This is a genomic window from Armatimonadota bacterium (genome assembly GCA_031081585.1).
Taxonomy (GTDB): Bacteria; Sysuimicrobiota; Sysuimicrobiia; order Sysuimicrobiales; family Humicultoraceae; genus Geohabitans; species Geohabitans tengchongensis.
The window spans coordinates 19,725-42,800 of sequence record JAVHLY010000019.1; the positions used below are offsets into that span (position 1 = coordinate 19,725).

Sequence of the window (23,076 nt, forward strand, 5' to 3'; positions counted from 1 at the left end):
ACCCGGGCGGTGGGCCCGGGTCGTCGGTCGCACAGCGCGCGGGGCTCCGCGGGGGTTACTCGGCCAGCGCGGGCTCGCGCTTCTTCTCGAAGACGATGCGCCCCTCGCGGGCGTCCACGACGATGACGTCGCCGCTGCTGAAGCGGCCGCGCAGCAGCTCGTCGGAGAGCGGGTCCTCCACCAGGCGCTGGATGGCCCGGCGCAGCGGCCGCGCCCCGAAGGTGGGGTCGTAGCCCTCGCGGGCCAGGACCTCCTTGGCCTCGTCCGTCACCTCGATGTCCATCCCCTGGCCGCGCACCTCGCGCCGCACCCGCTCGATGAGGATGGCGACGATGTCGCGGATCTGCTCGTGGGTGAGCGGCTTGAAGACGATGATCTCGTCCAGCCGGTTGAGGAACTCCGGCCGGAAGGTGCGCCGCAGCTCCTCCATCACCCGGTCGCGCATCCGCTGGTAGGCCTGCTCCCGGCCCTGGGCCTCGTCGCGCACCGCCCGGAAGCCGATGCCGGCCTCCTTGTCGATCTGCGGCGCGCCCACGTTGCTGGTCATGATGATGACGGTGTTCTTGAAGTCCACCGTGCGCCCCTGGGCGTCGGTCAGGCGGCCGTCGTCCAGGATCTGCAGCAGGACGTTGAAGATCTCCGGGTGGGCCTTCTCGATCTCGTCGAAGAGCACCACCGAGTAGGGCCGCCGGCGCACCGCCTCGGTGAGCTGACCCCCCTCCTCGTACCCGACGTAGCCGGGCGGCGAGCCTACCAGCCGCGAGACGGTGTGGCGCTCGCTGTACTCGGACATGTCGATGCGCACGAGGGCGTTCTCGTCCCCGAAGAGGAACTCGGCCAGGGCCCGGGCCAGCTCGGTCTTGCCCACCCCGGTGGGGCCGAGGAAGATGAACGAGCCGATGGGCCGGCGCGGGTCCTTCAGCCCCGCCCGGGCCCGGCGCACCGCCTTGGCCACCGCCCGCACCGCCTCCTCCTGGCCGACGATGCGCTCGTGGAGGGCCTCCTCCATGCGCAGCAGCTTCTGGGTCTCCTCCTCGACCAGGCGGGTCACCGGCACGCCGGTCCAGGAGGAGACGATGTCGGCGATGTCCTCGGCGGAGACGGCGGTGGGGTCGCGCCCCTTCTCCTTCTTCCAGGAGGCCTCCAGCTCCTCGAGCTTCTGGCGCAGCACCCGCTCGCGGTCGCGCAGCTGCGCCGCCCGCTCGAAGTCCTGGTTCTTGATGGACTCCTCCTTCTCGCGGCGCACCCGCTCGACCTTCTCCATGGCCTGGCGCAGCTCGCTGGGCAGGAAGGAGGCCTGCAGGCGCACCTTGCTGCTGGCCTCGTCCATCAGGTCGATGGCTTTGTCGGGCAGGAAGCGGTCGGAGATGTACTTATCCGCCAGCGTGGCCGCGGCGAAGAGGGCGTCGTCGGTGATGGAGACGCCGTGGTGCGCCTCGTAGCGCTCCCGCAACCCCTTGAGGATCTCGATGGTCTGCTCCACGGTGGGCTCGGCCACCAGGATGGGCTGGAAGCGCCGCTCCAGGGCCGCGTCCCGCTCCACGTACTTGCGGTACTCGTCCAGAGTGGTGGCGCCGATGCACTGCAACTCGCCGCGGGCCAGGGCCGGCTTGAGGATGTTGCTGGCATCGATGGCCCCCTCCGCCGCCCCGGCGCCCACCAGCGTGTGCAGCTCGTCGACGAAGAGGATGACCTCCCCCTGCGCCTTGCGGATCTCCTCCATGACCTTCTTCATCCGCTCCTCGAACTCGCCGCGGTACTTCGTCCCGGCGACGAGGGCGGCCAGGTCGAGCTGGACGACCCGCTTGTTGCGCAGGACCTCGGGCACGTCCCCCCGCACGATGCGCTGGGCCAGCCCCTCGGTGATGGCGGTCTTGCCCACGCCCGGCTCGCCGATGAGCGCGGGGTTGTTCTTGGTGCGGCGGGAGAGGACCTGGATGACCCGCTCGATCTCCCGCTCGCGCCCGATCACCGGGTCGAGCTTGCCGGCCCGGGCCAGCTTGGTCAGGTCGCGGCCGAACTCGTCGAGGGTGGGGGTCTTGCTCGACTGCTTGCTGTAGGTGGTGGTCCCCTCCTCCCCGAGCAGGTAGACCACCTGGGCGCGCACCCGCTCCAGGTCGGCGCCCATGGCCTCGAGCACGCGGGCGGCCACGCCCTCGCCCTCGCGGATGAGCCCCAGGAGCAGGTGCTCCGTGCCGATGTAGTTGTGGCCCAGGCGCCGGGCCTCGTCCAGCGCCAGCTCCAGCACCTTCTTGGCCCGCGGGGTGAAGGCCACCTCCTCGTAAGGGGTGCGCTCCCCGCGGCCGATGGCGCTCTCGATCTCCGCGCGCACCCGGTCGGGGCTGATGTTCAAGCTCTCCAGGACCTTGCTGGCGACGCCCTCCCCCTCACGGATGATCCCGAGCAGGATGTGCTCGGTGCCCACGGCGCTGTGGTTGAGACGCTTGGCCTCCTCCTGCGCAAGGATGATCACGCGCCGGGCGCGCTCCGTGAAGCGTTCAAACATTGCCATGACGTCCTCCTCTCCGCCAGGCGCGGAGGGGATCCCGCCCGGGGGAGCCGGCAGGAGTGGCGCCGGGACCGCTCCGGCCGATTAGGCCAACGAATTCTGGGTGCCCGAAGTTCACTCCTGCCGCCAGCCCCTCTATCGGACGGCGGATCCGGCGAGCACAACCGCCTGACGGAGATCCGTCAGCCGATCCCGCCATCATCTATGGTACTACGCTCCGGCGCTCCACCCCATTCCCCACCCCCGCCTTCTACATACCCAACTCGGGGGAGGGGGCGGCGCGCACCGTCGCAGGCAGCACCGGGGAACTCAGAGGGAGCCTGGGGCCGGGAGGGTCACCCGCGCACATCGAGGACGGTGTAGCGCAGGGTGCCGGCGGGAACCTGGATCTCGACCGTCTCGCCCTTCTTCCGGCCGAGCAGGGCCCGGCCCACGGGCGACTCGTTGCTGATCCGGTCATGCGTCGGGTCGGCCTCCGCCGACCCGACGATGGTGTAGGTGAGCCGCTCGCCGTTGCTGAGGTCCTGCAGGGTGACGGTGCAGCCGACGGTGACCTCGTCGGTCTTGCGGTCGTTCCCGTCGATGACGCGGGCGTTGCGCAGAATGGCCTCCAGCTGGAGGATGCGCCCCTCCACGAAGGCCTGCTCGTTCTTGGCGTCCTCGTACTCGGCGTTCTCGGCGAGGTCGCCGAAGTCCTTGGCCGCCTTGATGCGCTCGGCGATCTCCTTGCGCCGCACGACCTTGAGGTGCTCCAGCTCTTCCTCGAGCCGGCGCAGCCCCTCCGGGGTCAGGATCGTCTCCTTCTCACCCTTGTCGACCATACGCTCCACCGGGATGCCCGCCCTCCTGCCCGGGACGACCTCCCCCTGGCAGACGTCGACCGTGACGCTCGCGCGCCACGTCGGATGCGGCCACCCGTGCACGGGCGGGCCGGGGGGAACAGAAAGTAGGCCCGGGACGGGCCTACGCGTCGGTCAGTATAGGCGAGGCGCCGCGCGGGCGTCAAGCAGCGGCCGGTCTCAGCGCCGGGCCACCCTCTCCAGCCGCGGACCCGCCTCCCTCGTCTGTGCGACGCGCGGGGACCCCATCCGCCGCTCCGCCCGGCGCGCGCGCCACTTGGACGGCGTACGCGGCCGTTCGTGCGTCACGGCCACTGGGTCCGGGCCCAGTCCTGTTCGGTCGGGGAGCTCGCGCGACGTGCCCGGTGGATACCGGCGCCCTGCCCGCACCCTCCTCATCCGACCACCCCGGAGGCGCGGACGGCGCGGGTGCGGATGCGCTCCACCTCCTCGTCCGGGATGGCCCGCTCGAAGCGGCGGAACCCGGCGACGCGGAAGCCGTGGCGGCGCCCCAACGCCAGGATCTCCTCCACCTGCGCCACGCTGATGGCCCGCCCCACCGTGTAGTCGGCGTACCGCCGCTCCAGCGCCAAGATCATCGTCTCGGCCATGCACGCCTCCACCATGCGCGGCGGGAGGCCGAAGTCCAGGCCGAAGTCCGGCTCTCCCGGCACCTCGATGACGCCGCCGTCGATCACCAGCACGTCCCCCCGCCGCTCGTAGACCAGGCGGGAGACGTTGCGGGGGCGGGCCACGTCGCAGACCACCGCGCCGGGCCGCAGGTCCTCGGGCTCGATGAGCGGCTCGGTGGCCGACGTGACGGTGAAGACGATGTCGCCGTCGCGCACCGCGCGGCGGGGGTCGGCGGCGGTGGCGACGTCGCGCGCCGTCTTGCGCAGGTCGGCGGCCAGCGCCTCCAGGCGGTCGGGGGTGCGCGCCACCAGCGTCAGCCGCGCCGCCTGCGGGGCCACCAGCCGGCTCACCGCCGCGCCGATGGCCCCCGTGGCCCCCACCATGACCACGTGGGCCTGCGCCGGCCCCCTCCCCAGCCGCTCCGCCGCCAGCCACGCCGCCTCCACCGCCGTCCCGGCGGTGTAGGCGTTGCCGGTGGTGACGCCGATGCGCACGCGCTCGGCCACCGTCACCCCGCCGTCGCCCACCACCTTGGTGAAGGCGGCCAGCCCCATGATGCCCGCGCCCAGGCGTTCGGCCAGGGCCCCGCACTGCGCCAGACGGCGGTAGACGAACTCGGGCGGGCTGGCCAGCAGGACGCGCGTGGTGAGCGGCAGCCCGATGAACCACCCCTCCGCCGTCGCCCCCGTGGGCGAGCGGATCCCGGTGATGCGCGAGGCGACCAGCGGGGGGACGAACCGCGCCGCCCACTCCAGCAGCGGGCCGGGCGCGCGCCGCAGCACGCCGAACTTGCGGGCGAAGTCCTCCACCCGCAGCGGGTGGAGGACGAAGGCGAAGCGCCCGGGTGCCGTCATGAGGGCGCCCCGGCCGCCGGGTGCGGCCCGCGGACCGGCGCGGTCCCGGGCTGCGGCGCCCAGGCCCGCTCCAGGTTGAGCACTTCGACCCGCGGCCGGAAGCCCGCCCGGGCCATCAACGTCAGGTAGTCTTGCGGCGCGAGCTCCTCGGGCCGCCGCCCTGAGACCGCCACCAGGATCGCCTGCACCAGGTTCGTCCCCGGCGAGCGGCCGCCGCCGAGCTCGGGCGTGGAGGTGACGACCATCCACACGCCGCGGCGGCGCAGCGCCTCCACGTCAGCGGCGGTGAGGGTGTTGGTGAAGACGAGCTTCCCGCCGAGGTCCTCGGGCATGTGCCGGCGGATGTAGAGGAAGTCCCCGGCCAGCACCTCGGCCCAGGCGTAGGCGCCGGCGAAACGCGGGACGATCTCCTCCTGCCGGGCGCCGGTGGGGTAGAGCCAGGTGAAGGGCAGGCGCGTGATCACGGGCAGCGCCAGCGCCGCCAGCACGCGCACCGTCCCCAGCCCCCGCAGCAGGACCGGCAGGCCCAGCGCGAACATGAGGTCGCCGAAGCGCACGTCGCTGCCGGCCCGGGTGAAGGCCTCGGCCAGCCCGTAGCGGTCGACCGCGCTCACCAGCAGCACCCGCCGCCCGCGCAGGTCCACCCCGTGCTCCCGCGGCAACCACTCCAGCACGAGCCGGCGCTCCAGCAGGCTCTTCAGCGCCCCGCCGTCCACCACCGGCGTGCGCAGGCCCCGCACCAGGCGGGCGATGTCGCGGATGGGGTAGCGGCGGTGACCCACCGTGAGGGCCAAGTTGGCCCCGCCGATGGCCAGGACGTCCACCTGGCCGTCGAGGGCACGCAGCATCCGGCCGTAGGCGGCCAGGTCCGGCACGCCGATCCGCTCGGCCACCACCTCGCGCCCCAGCACCCGCAACGTGAGGCGGTAGTCGCGGGCGGGCGAGCCCAGGCTCACCGAGACCACGCGCAGCGGCCGCGCCGCGTCGTCCCCGACGGGCGCGGGGGACGGAGGGGAGGCGGCGATCACGGTCGCCCCTCGCAGGCGGCGATCACAGCCGCCCCTCGCCCGAGGGGCGCGCCGGTGCGGGTTCCCGGTTGCGCTCGTAGATCAGACGCAGGCCCTCCAGGGCCAGCAGCGGCTCGTGGTGCATGATGCTGCGACACTCCTGCAGGATCAGCTCCGCCCACCCCCCGGTGGCCACGGTCACCGCCGGCCGACCCAGTTCCTCCTGCATGCGCCTCAGCAACTCCTCCACCTGCCCGACGAAGCCGAAGAAGATCCCCGACTGCATCGCCGCCACCGTCGACCGGCCGATGGCCGTGCGCGGCCGCACCAGCTCCACGCGGTGGAGCTGGGCGGCGTGCTCGGCCAGCGCCTCCACGGAGATGCCCACCCCCGGGGCGATGGCGCCGCCGAGGAAGTCCCCCTCCGCCGAGACCACCGAGAAGGTCGTGGCCGTGCCCAGGTCGACGACGATGACCGGCCCGCCGTAGCGGGCGTAGGCGGCGACGGCGTTGCAGATGCGGTCCGCCCCCACCTCCTTGGGGTTCTCGTAGAGGATGCGCATGCCCGTGCGCACCCCGGGCCCCACCACCAGCGGGACCTGCCCCAGGTACTGGCGGCAGAGGCGCTCCATCGTGTCCATCAGCGGCGGGACGACCGAGGCGATGGCCACGCCCCCGACGTCCCCGAAGGCCGCCCCCCCGGAGGTGAAGAGCGCCCGCAGCAGCATGGCGTACTCGTCCGCGGTCTTGTGCCGGTCGGTGGCGATGCGCCAGTGGTGGAGGAGGTCCGCGCCCCGGTACAGCGCCAGCTTGATCAGGGTGTTGTTGATGTTCACCGCGAGGAGCAGCCCGGACGCCATCGGCTCGACCCCTCCCCGGCGCGGCCTCAGGCGCCGCCGCGCATGGCCGTGACGGCGCGGTAGACCGGGACGGTGACGAGCACGGCCAGGATCACCTCGGGGAGGCCGTGGGTCGCCCCGACGAGGACGGCGGCGCCGGCGGGCAGGAAGCCGAAGAGCACCGCCAGCGTGAGCACCCCCACGGTGTTGGTGAGCGTCCCGGCCACCGCGGCCGCCGCCGGGGCGGCGTTCTCCCCGCGCAGCAGCGCATGGGCGAGGAGGGCGGAGGCCACCCCCGCCGCCACCGGCAGCCAGAGCGACGAGGCGGTGGCCGCGGCCACGGTGCGGTAGCCCTCCACGAGCCAGTTGGGCTGGATCCGTCCCGCCGCCAGCGCGGCCAGGAAGCGCACCGCCCCGGGGCCGAGGATCGTGTAGATCCCCGCGCCCACCGCGGCCGCGGCGAAGAGGCGGGCGTGCCGGGCGGCCAGCGCGCGGAAGACCAGGAAGGCCACCACCCCGATGAGGATGCGCGGGCCGAAGGCGATGAGCGGCTGCTTGAAGATGGGGATGGTCGCCCGGGTGAAGGAGAAGGCCCCGAAGATGGCGCCGACGAGCGCCCCCACGACGGGACCTTCCAGCACGGCGGCGATGATCACCGGGATGTGCATGGTCGTGGCGCTCCCGGCCGGCGTGGGGGCGGGGATGAAGCCGAGCCCGGGGACGAGCCCGAGCACGACGGCCACGGCACCGAGGGCGCCGCTCACCGTGATGTCCCGGGGCGTGAGGCGGACCCCCCAGCGTGCAGGCGGGGGGGCGAGGCGGGCGTGGGCCATGGTGATCCCTCCGTTCCAGTTCTGCGCTCGAGCCGTCCGTGCGGGACGGCTCCAGCAGATACCGGACAGGGCTCGCAGCGAATGCGGGTCTGTCCAGTCCGGCTCCCTGGGGGATGCCGGCTGCGTTCAGCCTACTGCGTCGGTGTCCCGCGGGCAAGCCGGATGCGGAACGGGAGGGCCCGACGCTCCACTGGCGCGCGGGCAGTCTGTTCATGATGGGAACAAACTGTCCATATCTCGATTGACCGGGCCCGGACCCAGTTCTGTTCGGTGCGTCACGGGCTAGGCCCGCGCCGCCGCCTGGACCGCCCGCACGATCGCCCGCGCCGTCGCTTCGGCCGCGGCCGCCGCCACCGCCAGCGGGTGCGCCCGTCCGCGCCCCGTGGAGAGCACGAAGACCGCGTCCCCGTCGAAGAGCGTGTGGGCCGGGGAGACCGCACGGGCCAGTCCGTCGTGCGCCTGGGCGGCGACACGGGTGGCTTCGTCGCGCGTGAGCAGGGCATCGGTGGCCACCACCACGAGCGTCGTGCTCGTCCCCGGGCGGCCGAAGGTCAGGTCGCCCTCCCAGGTCAGCAGCGCTGCGGCCGTGTCGAGGAAGCGGCCGTCGGGCAGGCGCGCGCCGGCGACGATCCTGCCGGTGTGCGGGTCGCGGACGTCCCCGAACGCGTTCACGACCGCCAGCGCCGCCACGCGCACGTCCCCGGCCAGGCGGAGCGCAACCGTGCCCACCCCGCCGGGCATCGCGCCGGCCGGCCCGAGGAGCTTCCCCACGGTGGCCCCGGTACCCGCCCCCACGCGCCCCTCCGCCACCGGTCCGTCGGTGGCGGCCAGGCAGGCGGCGTAGGCCATCTCAGGCGTCGGGCGGGCGTCGGCGCGCCCCACCGCCAGGTCGAAGAGGACGGCCGCGGGAACGATGGGCACCCGGGCCACGCCGGCGTCGAAGCCGACCCCACGCTCCTCCAGCCACCGCACCACACCGTCCGTCGCCGCCAGCCCGAAGGCGCTCCCACCGGTGAGGAGGACGGCGTGGACCTGCTCCACGAGCATCCCGGGCCGCAGGAGGTCGGTTTCCCGAGTCCCCGGCGCCCACCCGCGCACTTCGCCGGCGGCCAGCGCCCCCGCCTCGCAGAGGACCACCGTGCACCCGGTGCCACCGTCCCGGTCGGTGGCGTGGCCCACGCGGATGCCTGGAACGGCGGTCAGCCCCTCGTGGTCACTCACGGAGACCTGCCCCTCCTGGTCACTCATGGGAGCTGCGCGGGGAGACGCCCCCGGGGTGGCCACCCTCGCCCGGCCGCACCTGGGTGACCTCCCCGGCGACGAGGCGCCGCACACCGCCTGGTGTGCGCACGACCAGCGCACCGGCCGGATCGACGTCCACCGCCTCCCCCTCCACCACCTCGCGGCCCGTGGCCACCCGCACCGGTTGCCCCAGCGTGACGCACAGGTGGCGCCAGCGCGCCAGCACCTCGTCGCCGCGGCCCGCGCGCTCGGCGTCGTGCACTTGGGCCAGCGCACCGAGCAGTCGGTCCAGCGCGGCCTCCACCACCTCGTCCACCTCGTCCGGGTCGACACCCTCCGCCGTGGCCGGAGCGTACGCTCCCGTCCGGCGTGACGCTTCCGCCTCGCGTGACCCCCCCGCCGGGAGCAGCGAGCCGGCCTCCGCGCGCACCTCCGGCGGCAGCGCGGCCAGGTCGACGCGCACGTTCAGGCCGATCCCCACCACGGCGTGCGGCGGGAGGGCCTCCACCAGGATGCCGCCCACCTTGCGCCCGGCCAGGACGAGGTCGTTGGGCCACTTCACGCGCACGTCCGCCCCGCTCACCGCCCGCGCCGCGTCGGCCGCCGCCACGGCCACGAGCAGCGGCAGCCGCGAGGGGACGTCCGGCAGCTCCAGGAGCACCGAGCACCACAACCCGCCGGGCGGGGACGCCCAGGTGCGCCCCAGCCGCCCGCGCCCGGCGCTCTGGGTGCGCGCCACCACCACCGTCCCGGATGGCGCCCCCGCCATGGCCATCGTGCGCAGGAGGTCGTTCGTCGAGGTGGCGTGCTCGACGCGGTGGACCGTCCAGCGCCGGGTGCCGGGGCGGACCTCGCTCACGCCAGGGACGCCTCCACGACGCGCACGACCGCCTCCCGGAGCGCCTGCGCCCGGCGCCGGACCTCGGCGGCCTCGCGACGCAGCCGGTCGACCTCCTCGCCGTCGCGCAGGCCCTTCAGGTTGATGGCCACGTTCAGCAACGCCCCCTCGGCCGCCGCCGCCGCCAGGTGCGCCGCCACGCCCAGGTCGCTGGCGGCATGGGGGTTGGCCACCGGGGCCAGGCGCCGGGCGGTCTCCAGCACCTCCACCGCGGCCGCTGCCGTCCGCAGCGGGACGGCGGTAGCCATGTGCAGGGCCGCCTGCACCGCCTCACGCCGGCGGGCCCGCTCCTCGTCGGTCGAGCGCGGCAGGCGGTAGGCCGCCATCACCGCCTCGAAGGCCCGAGCGTCCTCGTCGGCCGCCCGTACCAGCGCCGCGCGCAGCCGCTCGGCGTCGGCCAGTGCCCCCGCCGCCTCCGCCGGCGCGTCGGCAGCCCCTGCGGCGGCCTGTCCGGCTTGCCGGGATTCTGCGGCCTCCGCGGGCAGCGTCAGCCGCGCCACCATGGCCACCAGCGCCGCCGCCTGGGCCCCCGCGAGCGCGGCCGCACTCCCCCCGCCCGGTGCGGGGGCGCGGGAGGCCAGCTGTTCGAGCCACGCCCCCACGCGCTGCTCCGCCACGCTCACGGCGCCATCCCTCCGCTCACGGCGGCACCACTCCGGCGCGGCTGGAGTAGACCCGGCGACCGCGCTTGTAGACCTCGTCCACCAGGCTCACCCCGAAGTGCATCGCCACCGCGCGGTAGTCGTCGGCGTCGAGGATGAGGAAGTCGGCCACCTTCCCCGGCTCCAGGCTGCCCACCGCCTCCGCCATGCCGACGGCGTGGGCGGCGTTCAGCGTCGCCGCCACCACGGCCTCCGCCGGGCGCAGACGCATCCCCACGCAGGCCAGGGCGATGGCCATGGGCATCGACCACGTGGGCGACGTCCCCGGGTTGAAGTCGGTGGCGAGGGCGATGGGGACGCCCAGCGCGATCATGTGGCGGGCCCGTGCGTAGGGGAGGCCGAGGAAGAAGGCGGTGCCGGGGAGGAGGACGCCGATGGTGCCGGCGGCGGCCATGGCGCGCAGCCCCTCGTCGCTGGCGCAGAGGAGGTGGTCGGCGGAGATCGCCCCCACCTCGGCGGCCAGCCGCGCCCCGCCCAGGTCGGAGAGCTCGTCGGCGTGCAGCTTGGGGACGAGCCCGGCGGCGCGGCCGGCCTCCAGGATGGCGCGCGCCTGCTCGGGCGTGAAGGCCCCCTGCTCGCAGAAGACGTCGCAGAACTCGGCCAGGTCCTCATCGATTACGGCGGGGAGCATCTCCTCGATGACCAGGCGCACGTAGCCGTCGGCGTCGCCGGCGAACTCCGGCGGCAGGGCGTGGGCGCCCAGGAAGGTGGGGACGATGTCGAGGTGGTGGCGGGCGTGCAGGCGGTGGGCGGCGCGCAGGAGCTTCAGCTCGTCCTCCACCGTGAGGCCGTACCCGCTCTTCACCTCCACCGTGGTGGTGCCGCAGGCCAGCAGGCTGTCGAGGCGGGCCGCGCCGAGCTCCACCAGCCCCGCCTCGCCCATCACCCGCGTCTGGGCGACGGTGCGGAGGATGCCCCCGCCGCGCGCGGCGATCTCCAGGTAGCTCAGCCCCTGCAGGCGCTGCTCGAACTCGTCGGCGCGCGACCCGGCGAAGAGGAGGTGGGTGTGGGGGTCGACGAAGCCCGGCAGCACCACCCGCCCGCCGGCGTCGACCACCTCGGCGGCGCGGCCGGCCGCCTCCCGCACCTCCGCCTCCGGCCCGGCGGCCACCACGACCCCGTCGGCCACCGCCAGCGCCCCGCCGGTGACGAGCCCCACATCGGCCAGCGCCGCCCCCCGCCGCGGGGTGTCGTTGCCTCCCGGGTGGCGCGGGGCCAGCGTGAGGAGCTGGCCGATGTTCACGACAAGGAGGTCGGCGGTCACCTACTCCATCAGCCGGGTCTCGAGGATCTGGTCGCGCCGGAAGTCGCGCAGCCGCAGGGCATAGCGGGCCACGTCCACCAGCGCATCCAGCGGGAGCAACCCCACGACCTCGCTCTCGGCGATCTCCACCCCGAAGCGCGCGGCCTCCACGCGGACGAGCTCGAAGGCCCGCATGATGGGGGTGCGGGTGTGGTCGAGGAGGTTGAGCGAGACCTGGGCCTGCCCGCGTTCCGAGGTCACGCCCATCGCCTGGACGTTCACCAGCCCGCCGCTCGACTCGCGCACCGCCCGGGCCACCTGCTTGGCCACGTTCACGTCGGTGGTGTTGAGGTTGATGTTGTAGGCGATGAGCGGCCGCCGCCCCCCCACCACCGTGGCCCCGGCGGTGGGGTGGGGGACGGCCGTCCCCACGTCGGGGGCCCAGGCCGGGTCGCTCATCTTCTCGCGCAGCCCCTCGTACTCCCCCTTGCGGATGTCGGGCAGGCGCACCCGCTCCGGCCGCGTGGCCGCCGCCCCGTAGAAGTAGACCGGCACCTGCAGCCGCTCCCACAGCCGCCGCCCCAGCGCCCGGGCCAGGGCCACGGCCTCGTCCATGGTCACGTCGGCGATGGGGACGAAGGGGACGACGTCCACCGCCCCGATGCGCGGGTGCTCGCCCCGGTGGGTGTTCATGTCGATGAGGGCCACCGCGCGCTCACACAGGCGGAAGGCGGCCTCGGCCACCGCTTCCGGTTCGCCGGCGAAGGTGATGACCGACCGGTTGTGGCTCTCGTCGGACTGGACGTCGAGGAGGCGGACGCCCTCGACCCCCCGCACCGCCTGGACGACGGCCTCGATGACCTCGCGCCGACGCCCCTCGCTGATGTTGGGGACACACTCGAGCAAGCGCCTGCTCACGCCGTTGAGCCTACACCATGCCCCCTCCCCCCTCAACGGCATCGGCCGCGCCTGCCCGGGCCCGGGTGCCCGCAGCTCCTGCGGGCGCCGGGGAGGAGGGAGGCGCCCGTGCGCGGGCGAAGGGCCATGGCGCCAGATGCAGCCTGAACGTCGTCTCCGGCTCAGCCGCTTCCTGTCCCTGATCCTGCGCCACCGTCCCGACGAGGTCGGCCTGACCCTCGACGAGGAGGGGAGCGTGCCCCTGGACGCCCTGGTGGCGGCGCTGCGCCGGCACGGCGGGTGGGAGGGGGTGACCGAGGCCGACGTGCTGGCCGTGGTCCACCACGACCCGCGCCGCTTCGAGGTGCGCGCCGGCCGCATCCGCGCCCGCCACGGCCACACCGTCCCCCTTCAGCACCCCGGCCCGGCGGTGCGGCCGCCGGAGTGGCTCTATGCGGCGCTCCCCGCCCGCCAGGCGGACGAGGTGCAGGCGGCGGGGCTGCGACCGCGCGAGCGGCGCTTCGTCCACCTGGTCGACACCTGGCTCGAGGCGGCGCGGGCCCTGGAACGCCACGGCGAGGCCGGCCTGGTCGTCCCCGTCCTGGCGCGGCGGGCCCACGACCGCGGCGTGGCGTTCTTCCAGGCGTCCGAGCACCTCTACCTCACTCCGGGCGTCCCGCCCGACTTCGTCCTGCTCCCCGCCCGCGTGCAGGCGGTCGAGGCCTGAGGCGCCCCGGTGGGCCTGGTCGTCCTGGCCGTCGCTCCGGGGATCTTCTGGCTGTGGTACTTCCTGGCCCGCGACCACCTCCACCCGGAGCCGCGCGGGCTCGTCCGCCGGGTCTTCCTGCTGGGCGCCGTCTCCGCCGTGGCGGCGGGACTCGTCGAAGTTGCCCTCTTCCGACTCCTCGGGCTCGACCCGGCCGGGCCCTACCTGCCGCACGGGGCCGGGGCCGCCCTGCTGGTCGGCACCGTCGAGGAGGCGGCGAAGTTCGCGGTGGTCCTCCTGGCGGTGTACCGCCACCCGGCCTTCGACGAGCCGCTCGACGGGATCGTCTATGCCGTGGCGGCCTCGCTCGGCTTCGCCACGCTGGAGAACCTGGCCTACGTGCTGCGGGGCGGAGTGGCGGTGGGGGTCTTGCGGGCGCTGCTCGCCGTCCCGGGCCACGCCTGCTTCGGCGCGCTCATGGGGTTCTACATCGGTCTGGCGCACCGCCACCCCCGCCGCGCCACGCGGCTGCTCGCCCTGGGGCTGGGCACGAGCGCCCTGGCCCACGCCGTCTACGACGGGGTCCTCTTCACGCGCACGCTGGTGGCGCTGAGCGTCGTCCCGGTGGTCATGGGGTTGTGGTGGCGGGCGCTGGTGGTGACGCGGCGGGCGCAGGCCTACGGGCCGGGCGGGTGATGGGAGGTGGGCGGGTGGGGACCGTCCCCCTCGACGATGCGCGAGAAGTGGATCACGGTGACGAGGTCGTCCAGCCCGACCGGCCGGCCGTAGATCGTGGCCAGGAAGTCCATCAGGTCCTCGTGGCGGCGGAGCTCCGGGTTGTCGCGCTCGATCTCCCGCGGCGTCACCTCGGCCAGCCGCTTCACCTCCACCCGGTCGATGATGGCCACCCCGACCTTGCGCCGCGTCCCGAAGCGCCGGCCCACCGTCAGCCAGACGACCTGCCCGTCGCGGTACTTGTCGCGCTTGTCGCCCAGGCGGATGGTGGCCGTCTTGCGCCCCTGGCGCAGCATCTCGCCGAACACCGACGAGTAGAAGTTGAGGGCGTACACCGGTCCTGTGCCTCGAACTGGGGGTGAAAACCGCCTCCTAGCATGGCATCCCGGGGAATCGGCGTAAAGAGGCGCACGGGGCAGGCGCCAGAGCCGAGGCGGCGCGCGCCCCGGCCGGCCCGACGGGACCGGTCAGCCCGCCAGCATGGGCATGACGATGCCGCCGCGCCTGGCCGCGTCCACCGCCTCGGGGTAGCCCGCGTCGGCGTGGCGGACCACGCCGCTACCGGGGTCGGTGGTGAGGACCCGTTCCAGCTTCTGCGCCCCCAGCGCCGTTCCGTCGGCCACCACCACCTGCCCGGCGTGGATGGAGTACCCGATGCCCACCCCGCCGCCGTGGTGCACCGCCACCCAGGTGGCGCCGGCGCAGGCGTTCAGCAGCGCGTTGAGGATGGGCCAGTCGGCGATGGCGTCGGAGCCGTCCCGCATCCCCTCGGTCTCGCGGGTGGGCGAGGCCACCGACCCGGCGTCCAGGTGGTCCCGCCCGATGGCGATGGGCGCCTCCACCCGGCCGGTCCGCACCAGCTCGTTGAAGGCCAGCCCGGCCTGGGCCCGCTCCCCGTAGCCGAGCCAGCAGATGCGCGCCGGCAGCCCCTGGAAGGGGACGCGCTCCCGGGCCAGGCGCAGCCAGCGGGCCAGCGCCTCGTCCTCGGGGAAGAGGCGCAGCACCGCCGCGTCGGTGACGGCGATGTCCTGCGGGTTGCCGGAGAGGGCCACCCAGCGGAAGGGCCCGCGCCCCCGGGCGAACAGCGGGCGGATGTAGGCCTGCACGAACCCCGGGTAGGCGAAGGCCTCCCCGTAGCCGGCCTCGCGCGCCTGCCCGCGCAGGTTGTTGCCGTAGTCGAAGACCACCGCCCCGCGCCGCTGCCAGGTGACCATGGCCTCGCAGTGGCGGACGATCGACTCCCGCGCCATGCGCACGTAGCGCTCCGGGTCCTGCCGGCGCAGCACCGCCGCCTCCTCCGCCGTCACCCCTGAGGGGATGTAGCCGCCGAGCGGGTCGTGGGCTGAGGTCTGGTCGGTGACGACGTCGAAGGCGGCGTCGCGCCGCAGCAGCTCGGGGTGCACGTCGGCGGCATTGCCCAGCAGGGCCACCGAGAGCGGGTGGCCGGTCCGTCGCGCCTCTTCCACCCACCGCAGCGCCTCGTCCAGGTCGTCCGTGGCCCGGTCCACCCACCCGGCCTGGCGGCGGCGGTGGATGCGCGCCGGGTCCACCTCCACGACCAGGGCCACCCCCTCGTTCATCGTGATGGCCAGCGGCTGGGCCCCGCCCATCCCGCCCAGCCCCGCCGTGAGCACCGCGCGGCCGCGCAGCGTCCCGCCGAAGTGGCGCCGGGCCACCGCGGCAAACGTCTCGTAGGTGCCCTGCAGGATCCCCTGGGTGCCGATGTAGATCCACGACCCCGCGGTCATCTGGCCGTACATGGTCAACCCCATGGCCTCGAGGCGCCAGAACTCCTCCCAGGTGGCCCAGGCCGGGACGAGCATGGCGTTCACGATCAGCACCCGGGGCGCCCACTCGTGGGTGCGGAAGACCGCCACCGGCTTGCCCGACTGGACGAGCAGGGTCTCGTCGTCGGCCAGCCCGCGCAGGGTGCGGACCAGGGCGTCGAAGGCCTCCCAGCTCCGCGCCGCCTTGCCCGTCCCGCCGTAGACGATCAGGTCGGCGGGGCGCTCGGCCACCTCGGGGTCGAGGGTGTTCATGAGGAGGCGCAGCGCCGCCTCCTGCCCCCACCCGCGACAGGAGCGCACCGGCCCCCGCGGCGCCCGCACGACACGCGGCTCAGCCATGGTCCGTCCCCTCCCGGCGCGCCAGCATCCCGCGCCTCACACCAACTCGCCCAGGACGCGCCAGCATCCCGCGCCTCACGGCAGCTCGCCCACGACGCCCTCGGCGGCGGCCACGAGCGCCCCCTCGCGCACCAGGGCGTAGGCGGCCTCCAGGTCCTCGGCCAGGACGCGGTCCTCCCGCAAGGGGGGGACGGCCGCGCGCAGCCGCTGCCAGGCCGCCCGCACCGCCGGCGCGGCCGCGTCAGGCCCCGCCTCCCCGGCCAGGCGCAGCTCCAGCGCCTGCGCGGCGCACACCGCCTCGATGGCCAGCACCCGGCCCACGTGCTCCACCACCTGCGCCGCTTTGCGGGCGGCGATGGCCCCCATGCTGACGTGGTCCTCCTGGTTCGCCGAGGTGGGGATGGTGTCGACGCTGGCGGGGTGGGCGAGCACCTTGTTCTCGGCCACGAGCGCCGCGGCGGTGTACTGGGCCAGCATCAGCCCCGAGTGCAATCCGCCAGCCGGGGCGAGGAAGGGCGGCAGCCCGCTCAGGTGCGGGTTGACCAGCCGCTCCACGCGCCGCTCGCTGATGGTCCCCAGAGCGGCCGCCGCCACGGCCAGCACGTCCAGGGCCAGGGCCACCGGCTGCCCATGGAAGTTGCCGCCCGAGACCACGCGGCCGCTGTCGGGCAGGAGGACCGGGTTGTCGGTGACGGCGTTGATCTCCACCTCCAGCGCCGTGCGGGCGAAGGCGATGCCGTCGCGGGCGGCGCCGTGGACCTGGGGCATGCAGCGCAGGGCATAGGCGTCCTGGATGCGCTCGGCGGGGCGCGCCAGCCGGCTGCCGGCCAGGAGCCGGCGCAGGTTGGCCGCGCTGCGCACCTGCCCGGGTTGCGGGCGCAGGCGGTGGAGGTCGGCGTCGAAGGGCGCCGGCAGGGCCAGCAGGGCTTCCGCCGTCATCGCCCCCACGACGTCCGCCGTGCGGGCCAACCGCTCGGCGGCCAGCAGGGCCAGCGTCCCGACGGCCGTCATCATCTGGGTCCCGTTGATGAGGGCCACGCCCTCCTTGGCGTCGAGCCGCCGCGGCGTCAGCCCGGCGGCGCGCAGCGCCTCCGCCGCGGGGCGCCGGTGGCCCTCCTGCACCACCCACCCTTCCCCCATGAGCGCCAGGGCCAGGTGGGCCAGCGGGGCCAGGTCGCCGCTCGCCCCCACCGACCCCTGGGAGGGGATCACCGGCAGGAGGTCGTGGTTGAGCATGGCCACCATCAGGTCGAGCGTCTCGGGGCGGATGCCGGAGTGGCCCAGGGCCAGCGTGTGGGCCCGCAGCAGGAGCATCGCCCGCACCTCGGGCGGCGCCAGCGGTGGGCCCACCCCGGCGGCGTGGCTGCGCACGATGTTGGCCTGGAGGGCGGCACTCTGCTCGGGCGAGATACGCCGTCCGGCGAGCGCCCCCACACCGGTGGTGATGCCGTAGACGGCGGCGCCCCCGGCCACCAGGTCCTCGACCAGCGCCCGGGCCCGCCGTACCCGTTCGCGCGCGCCCGGGGCCAGGCGCACCGGTACCCGGCCGTAGGCGACGCGTCCCACGTCCTCCGGGGTGAGGACCGCTCCCACGGCCACGCCGGGCTCCTCGGCCATGCCCGGGCGGCTAGCGGAGGCGCGGGTCGACGTAGGTCATCTGGACCGGACGGTCACGTACGGCCGTGGCCGTGGCCAGAGTGGCGCCGCTCTTGGGGTCGACGATGGTGAGGTTCACGCGGCGCACCTGCTCCAGCTGCGCCAGGATCGCCTGGCTGGCCAGTTCGGCCTCGGCGGTGAGGAACTCGCGGGAGTTCTGCTTCGACTGCGCCGGCTCGGGCTTGAAGGTGGCCGACTCGAAGGTCACCGCGGCCACGCCGGTGGCGGCGTCCACCTGGGAGGCCTTGACGGTGTTGCGGCCGATGATGTTCTCCACCAGGTTGCGGGCGATGACCTCGGGCGGGGCGGGGCGGCGGGCGGCCTCCTGCTGCTGGCGCCACAGGTAGTCCCAGGTGAAGAGCCCCGCCCCGGCGACGAGCGCCACCGCCAGGAAGGCCACGATGGGCCCCAGGCTCAAGCCCGTCCTGCGCTGCAGTCGCCCGGCGCGGTCACGGACCACTGCTCCACCTCCCCTCGGCCGCATCGTGCCGGCGCGGCGATGCCCGGGGTCGTCGCGCGCCGCCCGTCACCCGGCGCGGCGCGCGTCCGGGGCGGCGCGGATGGCCTCGCTCGTCGTGATGGTGCCGCGGTACAGGAAGGCGACCTGGCGGATAGCGGCGTGCAGGTCGAACGGCACCAGCGCCGAGATGGCGTCCACCGGCAGGATGACGCGGTAGCCGTGCAGGGCGGCGCTCCCGGCGGTGTGCAGGACGCAGATGTTGGCCACCGTGCCGCAGACGATCACCGCCTCCTGGCCGGCCAGGCGCAGCTCGTGGTCGAGCGGCGTGCCGAAGAAGCCGTCATAGCGCAGCTTCTCGATGACGCGCTCCTCGGGCCGGGGGCGGAGCTCGTCCACGATCTGCCACCCCCAGGTGCCGTGGAGGACGTGCCGCCCCCAGATGGGGAACTCGGGGTCCCCCTCTCGGTGGGTGTCCTGGGTGAAGAAGACGCGCATCCTGTGCTCCCGGGCGAAGCCGAGGAGCCGCTGGATGGCCGGGATGGTCGCCTCCGCCGTTGGCACGACCAGGGCGCCGCCCGGCTTCACGAAGTCGTTCTGCATGTCGACGACGATGAGGGCCGTGCGCGCGGGGTCGACCCGGACCTCCGGCTCCAGCTGGTAGGCGGGAACCTCCACCGTCGCCGGGGCGGGCTCCGCCACCGCGACCCCCGGCGCCTGCCCGGGCGCCTCCAGCGTGACGGACCCCGCGCGGGCTTCCGGCGCGGCCATGGCGGCTACGAGGTCTCGGGCTTGGGCCGCAGGCGCGGCAGCCCCGGCTCGGGCCGCGCCTTGGCCTCCGCGGGCGCCTCCGCGGCGGGGGCCGGCGGGGCCGGCGCGGGCCCGGGCGGCTCCAGGGGCAGGCCCGCCAGCACCCGCTCCAGCTCCTCGGCTTCCAGGCTCTCCCGCTCCAGCAGGGTCCGGGCGAGCCGCTCGAGCTGGTCGCGGTGCTCCATCAGGGTCGCCCGCGCCCGCTCGTAGCACTCGTCGATGATGCGGCGGATCTCCTTGTCGATCTCGTAGGCGATCTCCTCGGAGTAGTTGCGGCTCTCCACCAGGTCCCGCCCGAGGAAGACCGGTCCGTGGCGCTTGCCCAGCGACAGCGGCCCCAGCTTCTCGCTCATCCCGAACTCGGTGACCATCTTGCGGGCCAGCTCGGTGGCCTGCTCGAAGTCGTTCTGCGCCCCGGTAGTGACCTCGCCGAAGACCAGCTCCTCGGCCACCCGCCCGCCCAGGGCCACGGTGATGCGGTCCAGGATCTCGCCGCGGGTGTAGTTGTACTTGTCCTCGGGCGGGGCTGAGATGACGTAGCCGAGCGCCATCCCGCGGGGGAGGATCGTCACCTTGTGCGGCGGGTCCGCGGACGGCAGCAGCTTGGCCAGCAGGGCGTGCCCGCCCTCGTGGTAGGCGGCGATCTCCCGCTCCTTGGGGCTGAGGATGCGGCTCTTCCGCTGCGGGCCGGCGATGACCCGCTCGATGGCCTCCTCCATCTCGGCCATGGTGATCCGCTTCTTGTTGCGCCGCGCCGCCAGGAGCGCCGCCTCGTTCATCATGTTGGCCAGGTCGGCTCCGCTGAAGCCGGGCGTGCGCTTGGCCAGCAGGTCCAGGTTGACGTCCTCGGCGATGGGCTTGCCGCGGGCGTGCACCTCCAGGATGGCCCGCCGCCCCTTGGTGTCGGGGTTGTCCACCACCACGCGGCGGTCAAAGCGGCCGGGGCGCAGCAGGGCCGGGTCGAGGATGTCGGGGCGGTTGGTGGCGGCGATGACGATGATGCCGGCGTTGGGGTCGAAGCCGTCCATCTCCACCAGCAGCTGGTTGAGGGTCTGCTCGCGCTCGTCGTGCCCGCCGCCCAGTCCCGCGCCGCGCTGTCGGCCGACGGCGTCGATCTCGTCGATGAAGACCAGGCACGGGGCCGACTTCTTCGCCTGGTCGAAGAGGTCCCGCACACGACTGGCCCCCACCCCCACGAACATCTCCACGAACTCCGAGCCCGAGATGGAGAAGAACGGCACCCCCGCCTCCCCGGCCACCGCCTTGGCCAGCAGCGTCTTGCCGCTGCCCGGCGGGCCGATGAGCAGGACGCCGCGCGGGATCTTCGCGCCCAGGGCCTGGAACTTCTTGGGGTGCTTGAGGAACTCGATGATCTCCTGGAGCTCCTCCTTGGCCTCGTCCACCCCGGCCACGTCCTCGAAGGTCACCCGCGGCTTGTTGTCGGTGTGGAGCCGGGCCCGGCTCTTCCCGAAGGACATGGCCTGGTTGCTGCCGCTCTGGGCCTGGCGGAGCATGAGCATCCACAGCCCCACCAGGAGGAAGATGGGCAGCAGCGTGGAGAGGATGTTCGGCCAGAAGACGGAGCGCGACTTCGGCTCGTACTTGATGGCCACGTGCTTGGCGCTGAGCTTGGCCAGCGTCTCCTCGCCCACGGGGCCGTAGGTGATGAACTCCTCGCCGTCGCGCAGCCGCCCGGTGATGCGCTCATCGCTGATGGTCACTTCCTGGATCTGCCCCTGCTCGACGCGCGTGAGGAAGACGCTGTAGGGGAGCTCCTGCCGGGGCGTGCGCTGGCGGTAGAGGGGCAGGAAGAAGTAGACGACGACCGCGATGATCACGGCCCAGACGATCATGTTGCGGAGATAGCGGTTCAGCACCCTGCTCCTCCAGCGGACGAGGGCCGATCCCCTCTCCTCTTACCCGTCGCGGTCCCCCACGGCGACGCCCTGCCCCGCCGCGACCGTGGTGCCGCCCTCCGGCGGCTCCGGACGGCGCAGGTGGATCTCGCCACCCACCACGGCGGCCACCACACCGGGGAGGTTCACCTGCCGGCCCTCCCGTCCCTCCTGCGCCAGACGCAGGACCCCGCTGATGTGAACGCCGCGCAGCCGGCGGGTGTTCCCGCCCGCCCGGCGCACCGCCCGGCGCACCAGGCGCCGCTGCAGGGCGGGCGGCTCCGCCTGCAGGGCGGCACGGCGCAGCGCCACCACGCCCGCTCCCAGGCGCAGGACGCGCGCCTCCGCCTCCCGCGCCAGCCGGTCCAGCAGGGCGTCCTCCTCCGCCAGCCACTCCGCCGCGTCGCGCAGCCGCCAGCGGACGCCCGGGATATGCCCCTCCAGCAGGGGCAGCAAGTCATGACGGATGCGGTTGCGCAGAAAGCGCCGGTCGACGTTGGTGGGGTCCTCGCGCCACCCCACGCCCTGCTCGCGGAGCACGTCGCGCGCCTCCCGGCGCCACACCCCGAGCAGCGGCCGCACCAGCTCCACCCGGCCGAGCGGCCGGGTCGCCCGCATCCCGGCCAGCCGACCGCCGCCCAGCAGCCGCAGGAGGAGCGTCTCGGCCTGGTCGTCGGCGGTGTGGCCCACCGCCACCTTCCCACATCCCTGGGCCAGGGCCAGCCGCTCGAGGGCGGCGTAGCGGGCGGCCCGCGCCGCCGCCTCGGGTGACCGGCCCGCGCCCGCAACCACCGTCACGCGCTCCTCGACGCAGGGCAGCCCCCACTGCGCGCTCAGGTCGCGCACGAAGCGGGCGTCGTCGGCTGCCTCCGGCCGCAGCCCGTGGTCGACGTGCCCCACAATCAGGCGCAGGCCCATCGCCGGTGCCAGCGCGCGCAGGGCCACCAGCAGGGCCACCGAGTCTCCCCCGCCGGAGACGCCCACCAGCACGGCGTCGCCCGCCGCGAAGAGGTGGGCGGCTCGAATGCGCTCCACGATGCGGGACAGCCCTCGCCCGGTCATCGCCCCGCCCTGCCCGCGCCGCCACCGACCCTCGGTGATCGGCGTCGCACGGGCCATAAAAGGAAAAACGGCCGTCGGGGCCGGTGGTGGCGGCGGGGAGACTCGAACTCCCGACACCGCGGGTATGAGCCGCGTGCTCTGACCACCTGAGCTACGCCGCCACGCGCTCCATCCCATTATAGGGGATCGCCCGGGGAGATGCAGCGGACGGGGACCCGCTCAGCCGCGGATCTGGAAGGTGAGGGCCGGGGTCTCCACCTCGCGCCCCGGACCGTCGGGCAGCCGCCCGGTCAGGACGCCCACCGCCTCATAGGTCCCGGGCTCCACCCGCCGCCCCTGCAGGTCGACCTGGGGCCAGGAGGCGCTGAAGGCGAGCGCCCGCCCCGCGTCTAGGGTGACGTCCTGCACCACCTGGATGAAGGCCTTGTCGTGCGACCACCGCCAGACCAGCGCTCCCCGGCGGCGCACCACCAGGTCGAAGCGCTGTCCCGAGGGGAAGTGCACGGTCACCGGCGTCGCCCCCGCGTTCCGCAGGACGACGCGCGCCTCGACCGGCTCCCCCGCCAGGTAGGTGGTTTTGTCGAGCGTCAGCTCCAGCACGAGCGGTCCCACGGTGCGCTGCACCGACGGCCGCTCCGGCGGCGGCCCCGATGCGGCCGCGACGAGCCCCAGGACGATCATGGCGATGACCGGCCACATAGCACACCTCCGGGCGCGGCGGTCGGGCCGCACCGGGGCGGGCGCCTCCAGGCGCCGTGGAGGGCCCTCCCCCACGGTCTACGGGCCCCGCCGGCGGGCGGTTCCCTCACTCCCGCTCCCGAGCGCCTGGGCCCGGCGGGTGGGCCCAGCGGGTGGAGCCCCAGCGCGGGCCCTGCAGGTGGAGCCCCAGCGGGAGCCCACCGGTGGGCCCAGGGGGCCTGCAGGCGGCGCGACGACCCTGCGTGAGACCGGCGCGCCTACTTGATGCCGGCGCGGGGGGCCTCGTAGCGGATCTTCCCGGCGGCGATCTCCTCCAGCGCCACCGTCACCGGGTTGCTGCTGTCCACGTCGACGAGGGGCAGCGCGCCCTCCTTCAGCTGGCGGGCGCGCTTGGCGGCCACGATGACCAGCGCGTACTTGTTCTCGACGCGATCGAGCAGAGCCTCGAGCGGCGGCTTGATCACGACCTGGACAC

At 74.4% G+C, this 23,076-nt stretch carries 22 protein-coding genes and 1 tRNA gene; 2 read left to right on the forward strand and 21 right to left on the reverse strand.

What is annotated here, in order from left to right:
• Positions 1 to 55 precede the first annotated feature (55 nt).
• From RB146_08905 to ftcD, 11 genes are all read right to left on the reverse strand, one after another.
• Complete coding sequence (locus tag RB146_08905; GenBank protein ID MDQ7829099.1) at positions 56 to 2,506, reverse strand: ATP-dependent Clp protease ATP-binding subunit; 2,451 nt, start codon at positions 2,504 to 2,506, stop codon at positions 56 to 58.
• Between the two features lie 338 nt (positions 2,507 to 2,844).
• On the reverse strand, positions 2,845 to 3,330 hold the full coding sequence (gene greA, locus RB146_08910) for a transcription elongation factor GreA (GenBank protein MDQ7829100.1): 486 nt from the start codon (positions 3,328 to 3,330) through the stop codon (positions 2,845 to 2,847).
• 413 nt (positions 3,331 to 3,743) lie between these two features.
• Positions 3,744 to 4,835 carry an NAD(P)H-binding protein gene (locus tag RB146_08915; GenBank protein ID MDQ7829101.1) on the reverse strand — a complete coding sequence of 364 codons (1,092 nt, stop codon included), beginning with the start codon at positions 4,833 to 4,835 and terminating at the stop codon, positions 3,744 to 3,746.
• Positions 4,832 to 5,863, reverse strand: coding sequence for a quinate 5-dehydrogenase (locus RB146_08920; GenBank protein MDQ7829102.1), 1,032 nt, complete (start codon positions 5,861 to 5,863; stop codon positions 4,832 to 4,834). Before RB146_08920 ends, RB146_08915 begins: the two co-directional genes overlap by 4 nt.
• A 22-nt stretch (positions 5,864 to 5,885) precedes the next feature.
• Entirely contained in the window at positions 5,886 to 6,689 is an 804-nt protein-coding gene (locus tag RB146_08925) for a type III pantothenate kinase (GenBank protein MDQ7829103.1), read from the reverse strand.
• A 38-nt stretch (positions 6,690 to 6,727) separates the two neighbouring features.
• A complete protein-coding gene (locus tag RB146_08930; protein ID MDQ7829104.1) occupies positions 6,728 to 7,513 on the reverse strand; it encodes an ECF transporter S component in 786 nt (261 codons plus the stop codon).
• Positions 7,514 to 7,795: 282 nt separating this feature from the next.
• The gene (locus RB146_08935) at positions 7,796 to 8,734 is read right to left on the reverse strand and encodes a P1 family peptidase (GenBank protein ID MDQ7829105.1); all 939 of its coding nucleotides are present in this window, start codon (positions 8,732 to 8,734) and stop codon (positions 7,796 to 7,798) included.
• Between the two features lie 19 nt (positions 8,735 to 8,753).
• Positions 8,754 to 9,614 carry a biotin--[acetyl-CoA-carboxylase] ligase gene (locus RB146_08940; GenBank protein ID MDQ7829106.1) on the reverse strand — a complete coding sequence of 287 codons (861 nt, stop codon included), beginning with the start codon at positions 9,612 to 9,614 and terminating at the stop codon, positions 8,754 to 8,756.
• Positions 9,611 to 10,276: a cyclodeaminase/cyclohydrolase family protein gene (locus RB146_08945; protein MDQ7829107.1), complete on the reverse strand. Its 666-nt coding sequence runs from the start codon at positions 10,274 to 10,276 to the stop codon at positions 9,611 to 9,613. Before RB146_08945 ends, RB146_08940 begins: the two co-directional genes overlap by 4 nt.
• Positions 10,277 to 10,292: 16 nt before the next feature.
• The gene (gene hutI, locus RB146_08950; GenBank protein MDQ7829108.1) at positions 10,293 to 11,579 is read right to left on the reverse strand and encodes an imidazolonepropionase; all 1,287 of its coding nucleotides are present in this window, start codon (positions 11,577 to 11,579) and stop codon (positions 10,293 to 10,295) included.
• Entirely contained in the window at positions 11,580 to 12,518 is a 939-nt protein-coding gene (gene ftcD / locus RB146_08955; GenBank protein ID MDQ7829109.1) for a glutamate formimidoyltransferase, read from the reverse strand.
• A gap of 94 nt (positions 12,519 to 12,612) precedes the next feature.
• Between ftcD and RB146_08960 the strand changes: the two genes are divergently transcribed.
• Both RB146_08960 and RB146_08965 read left to right on the forward strand, forming a co-directional pair.
• On the forward strand, positions 12,613 to 13,182 hold the full coding sequence (locus tag RB146_08960; GenBank protein ID MDQ7829110.1) for an RNA 2'-phosphotransferase: 570 nt from the start codon (positions 12,613 to 12,615) through the stop codon (positions 13,180 to 13,182).
• 9 nt (positions 13,183 to 13,191) lie between these two features.
• Positions 13,192 to 13,857, forward strand: a complete 666-nt coding sequence (locus tag RB146_08965; GenBank protein ID MDQ7829111.1) for a PrsW family glutamic-type intramembrane protease — start codon at positions 13,192 to 13,194, stop codon at positions 13,855 to 13,857.
• Here the strand turns inward: RB146_08965 and RB146_08970 are convergent.
• The 10 genes from RB146_08970 to rpoZ form a co-directional block, all read right to left on the reverse strand.
• A complete protein-coding gene (locus RB146_08970; protein ID MDQ7829112.1) occupies positions 13,839 to 14,231 on the reverse strand; it encodes an ASCH domain-containing protein in 393 nt (130 codons plus the stop codon). The two genes, RB146_08965 and RB146_08970, sit on opposite strands and share 19 nt — an antisense overlap.
• 132 nt (positions 14,232 to 14,363) lie before the next feature.
• A complete protein-coding gene (gene hutU / locus RB146_08975) occupies positions 14,364 to 16,022 on the reverse strand; it encodes a urocanate hydratase (protein MDQ7829113.1) in 1,659 nt (552 codons plus the stop codon).
• Positions 16,023 to 16,097: 75 nt separating this feature from the next.
• Positions 16,098 to 17,621 (reverse strand): histidine ammonia-lyase, encoded by a 1,524-nt coding sequence (hutH, locus tag RB146_08980; protein ID MDQ7829114.1) that lies wholly within the window; start codon positions 17,619 to 17,621, stop codon positions 16,098 to 16,100.
• Positions 17,622 to 17,649: 28 nt separating this feature from the next.
• The gene (locus tag RB146_08985) at positions 17,650 to 18,096 is read right to left on the reverse strand and encodes a hypothetical protein (GenBank protein ID MDQ7829115.1); all 447 of its coding nucleotides are present in this window, start codon (positions 18,094 to 18,096) and stop codon (positions 17,650 to 17,652) included.
• 108 nt (positions 18,097 to 18,204) lie between these two features.
• Positions 18,205 to 18,906: an isochorismatase family cysteine hydrolase gene (locus RB146_08990; GenBank protein MDQ7829116.1), complete on the reverse strand. Its 702-nt coding sequence runs from the start codon at positions 18,904 to 18,906 to the stop codon at positions 18,205 to 18,207.
• A 5-nt stretch (positions 18,907 to 18,911) separates the two neighbouring features.
• On the reverse strand, positions 18,912 to 20,819 hold the full coding sequence (ftsH, locus tag RB146_08995; protein ID MDQ7829117.1) for an ATP-dependent zinc metalloprotease FtsH: 1,908 nt from the start codon (positions 20,817 to 20,819) through the stop codon (positions 18,912 to 18,914).
• A 42-nt stretch (positions 20,820 to 20,861) separates the two neighbouring features.
• Positions 20,862 to 21,902: a tRNA lysidine(34) synthetase TilS gene (gene tilS / locus RB146_09000; protein MDQ7829118.1), complete on the reverse strand. Its 1,041-nt coding sequence runs from the start codon at positions 21,900 to 21,902 to the stop codon at positions 20,862 to 20,864.
• 84 nt (positions 21,903 to 21,986) lie between these two features.
• Positions 21,987 to 22,063, reverse strand: a tRNA-Met gene (locus RB146_09005).
• A gap of 58 nt (positions 22,064 to 22,121) precedes the next feature.
• Positions 22,122 to 22,601 (reverse strand): BsuPI-related putative proteinase inhibitor, encoded by a 480-nt coding sequence (locus RB146_09010; protein ID MDQ7829119.1) that lies wholly within the window; start codon positions 22,599 to 22,601, stop codon positions 22,122 to 22,124.
• Between the two features lie 257 nt (positions 22,602 to 22,858).
• Complete coding sequence (gene rpoZ / locus RB146_09015) at positions 22,859 to 23,065, reverse strand: DNA-directed RNA polymerase subunit omega (protein MDQ7829120.1); 207 nt, start codon at positions 23,063 to 23,065, stop codon at positions 22,859 to 22,861.
• Between the last annotated feature and the right edge of the window lie 11 nt (positions 23,066 to 23,076).

Excerpts from the sequence above, each read along its gene's own strand:
- RB146_08905 (MDQ7829099.1), bottom strand. The coding sequence starts at position 2,506 with ATGTTTGAACGCTTCACGGAGCGCGCCCGGCGCGTGATCATCCTTGCG.
- greA (MDQ7829100.1), bottom strand. The coding sequence starts at position 3,330 with ATGGTCGACAAGGGTGAGAAGGAGACGATCCTGACCCCGGAGGGGCTG.
- RB146_08915 (MDQ7829101.1), bottom strand. The coding sequence starts at position 4,835 with ATGACGGCACCCGGGCGCTTCGCCTTCGTCCTCCACCCGCTGCGGGTG.
- RB146_08930 (MDQ7829104.1), bottom strand. The coding sequence starts at position 7,513 with ATGGCCCACGCCCGCCTCGCCCCCCCGCCTGCACGCTGGGGGGTCCGC.
- ftcD (MDQ7829109.1), bottom strand. The coding sequence starts at position 12,518 with ATGCCGTTGAGGGGGGAGGGGGCATGGTGTAGGCTCAACGGCGTGAGC.
- RB146_08960 (MDQ7829110.1), top strand. The coding sequence starts at position 12,613 with ATGCAGCCTGAACGTCGTCTCCGGCTCAGCCGCTTCCTGTCCCTGATC.
- hutU (MDQ7829113.1), bottom strand. The coding sequence starts at position 16,022 with ATGGCTGAGCCGCGTGTCGTGCGGGCGCCGCGGGGGCCGGTGCGCTCC.
- RB146_08990 (MDQ7829116.1), bottom strand. The coding sequence starts at position 18,906 with ATGGCCGCGCCGGAAGCCCGCGCGGGGTCCGTCACGCTGGAGGCGCCC.
- tilS (MDQ7829118.1), bottom strand. The coding sequence starts at position 21,902 with ATGACCGGGCGAGGGCTGTCCCGCATCGTGGAGCGCATTCGAGCCGCC.
- RB146_09010 (MDQ7829119.1), bottom strand. The coding sequence starts at position 22,601 with ATGTGGCCGGTCATCGCCATGATCGTCCTGGGGCTCGTCGCGGCCGCA.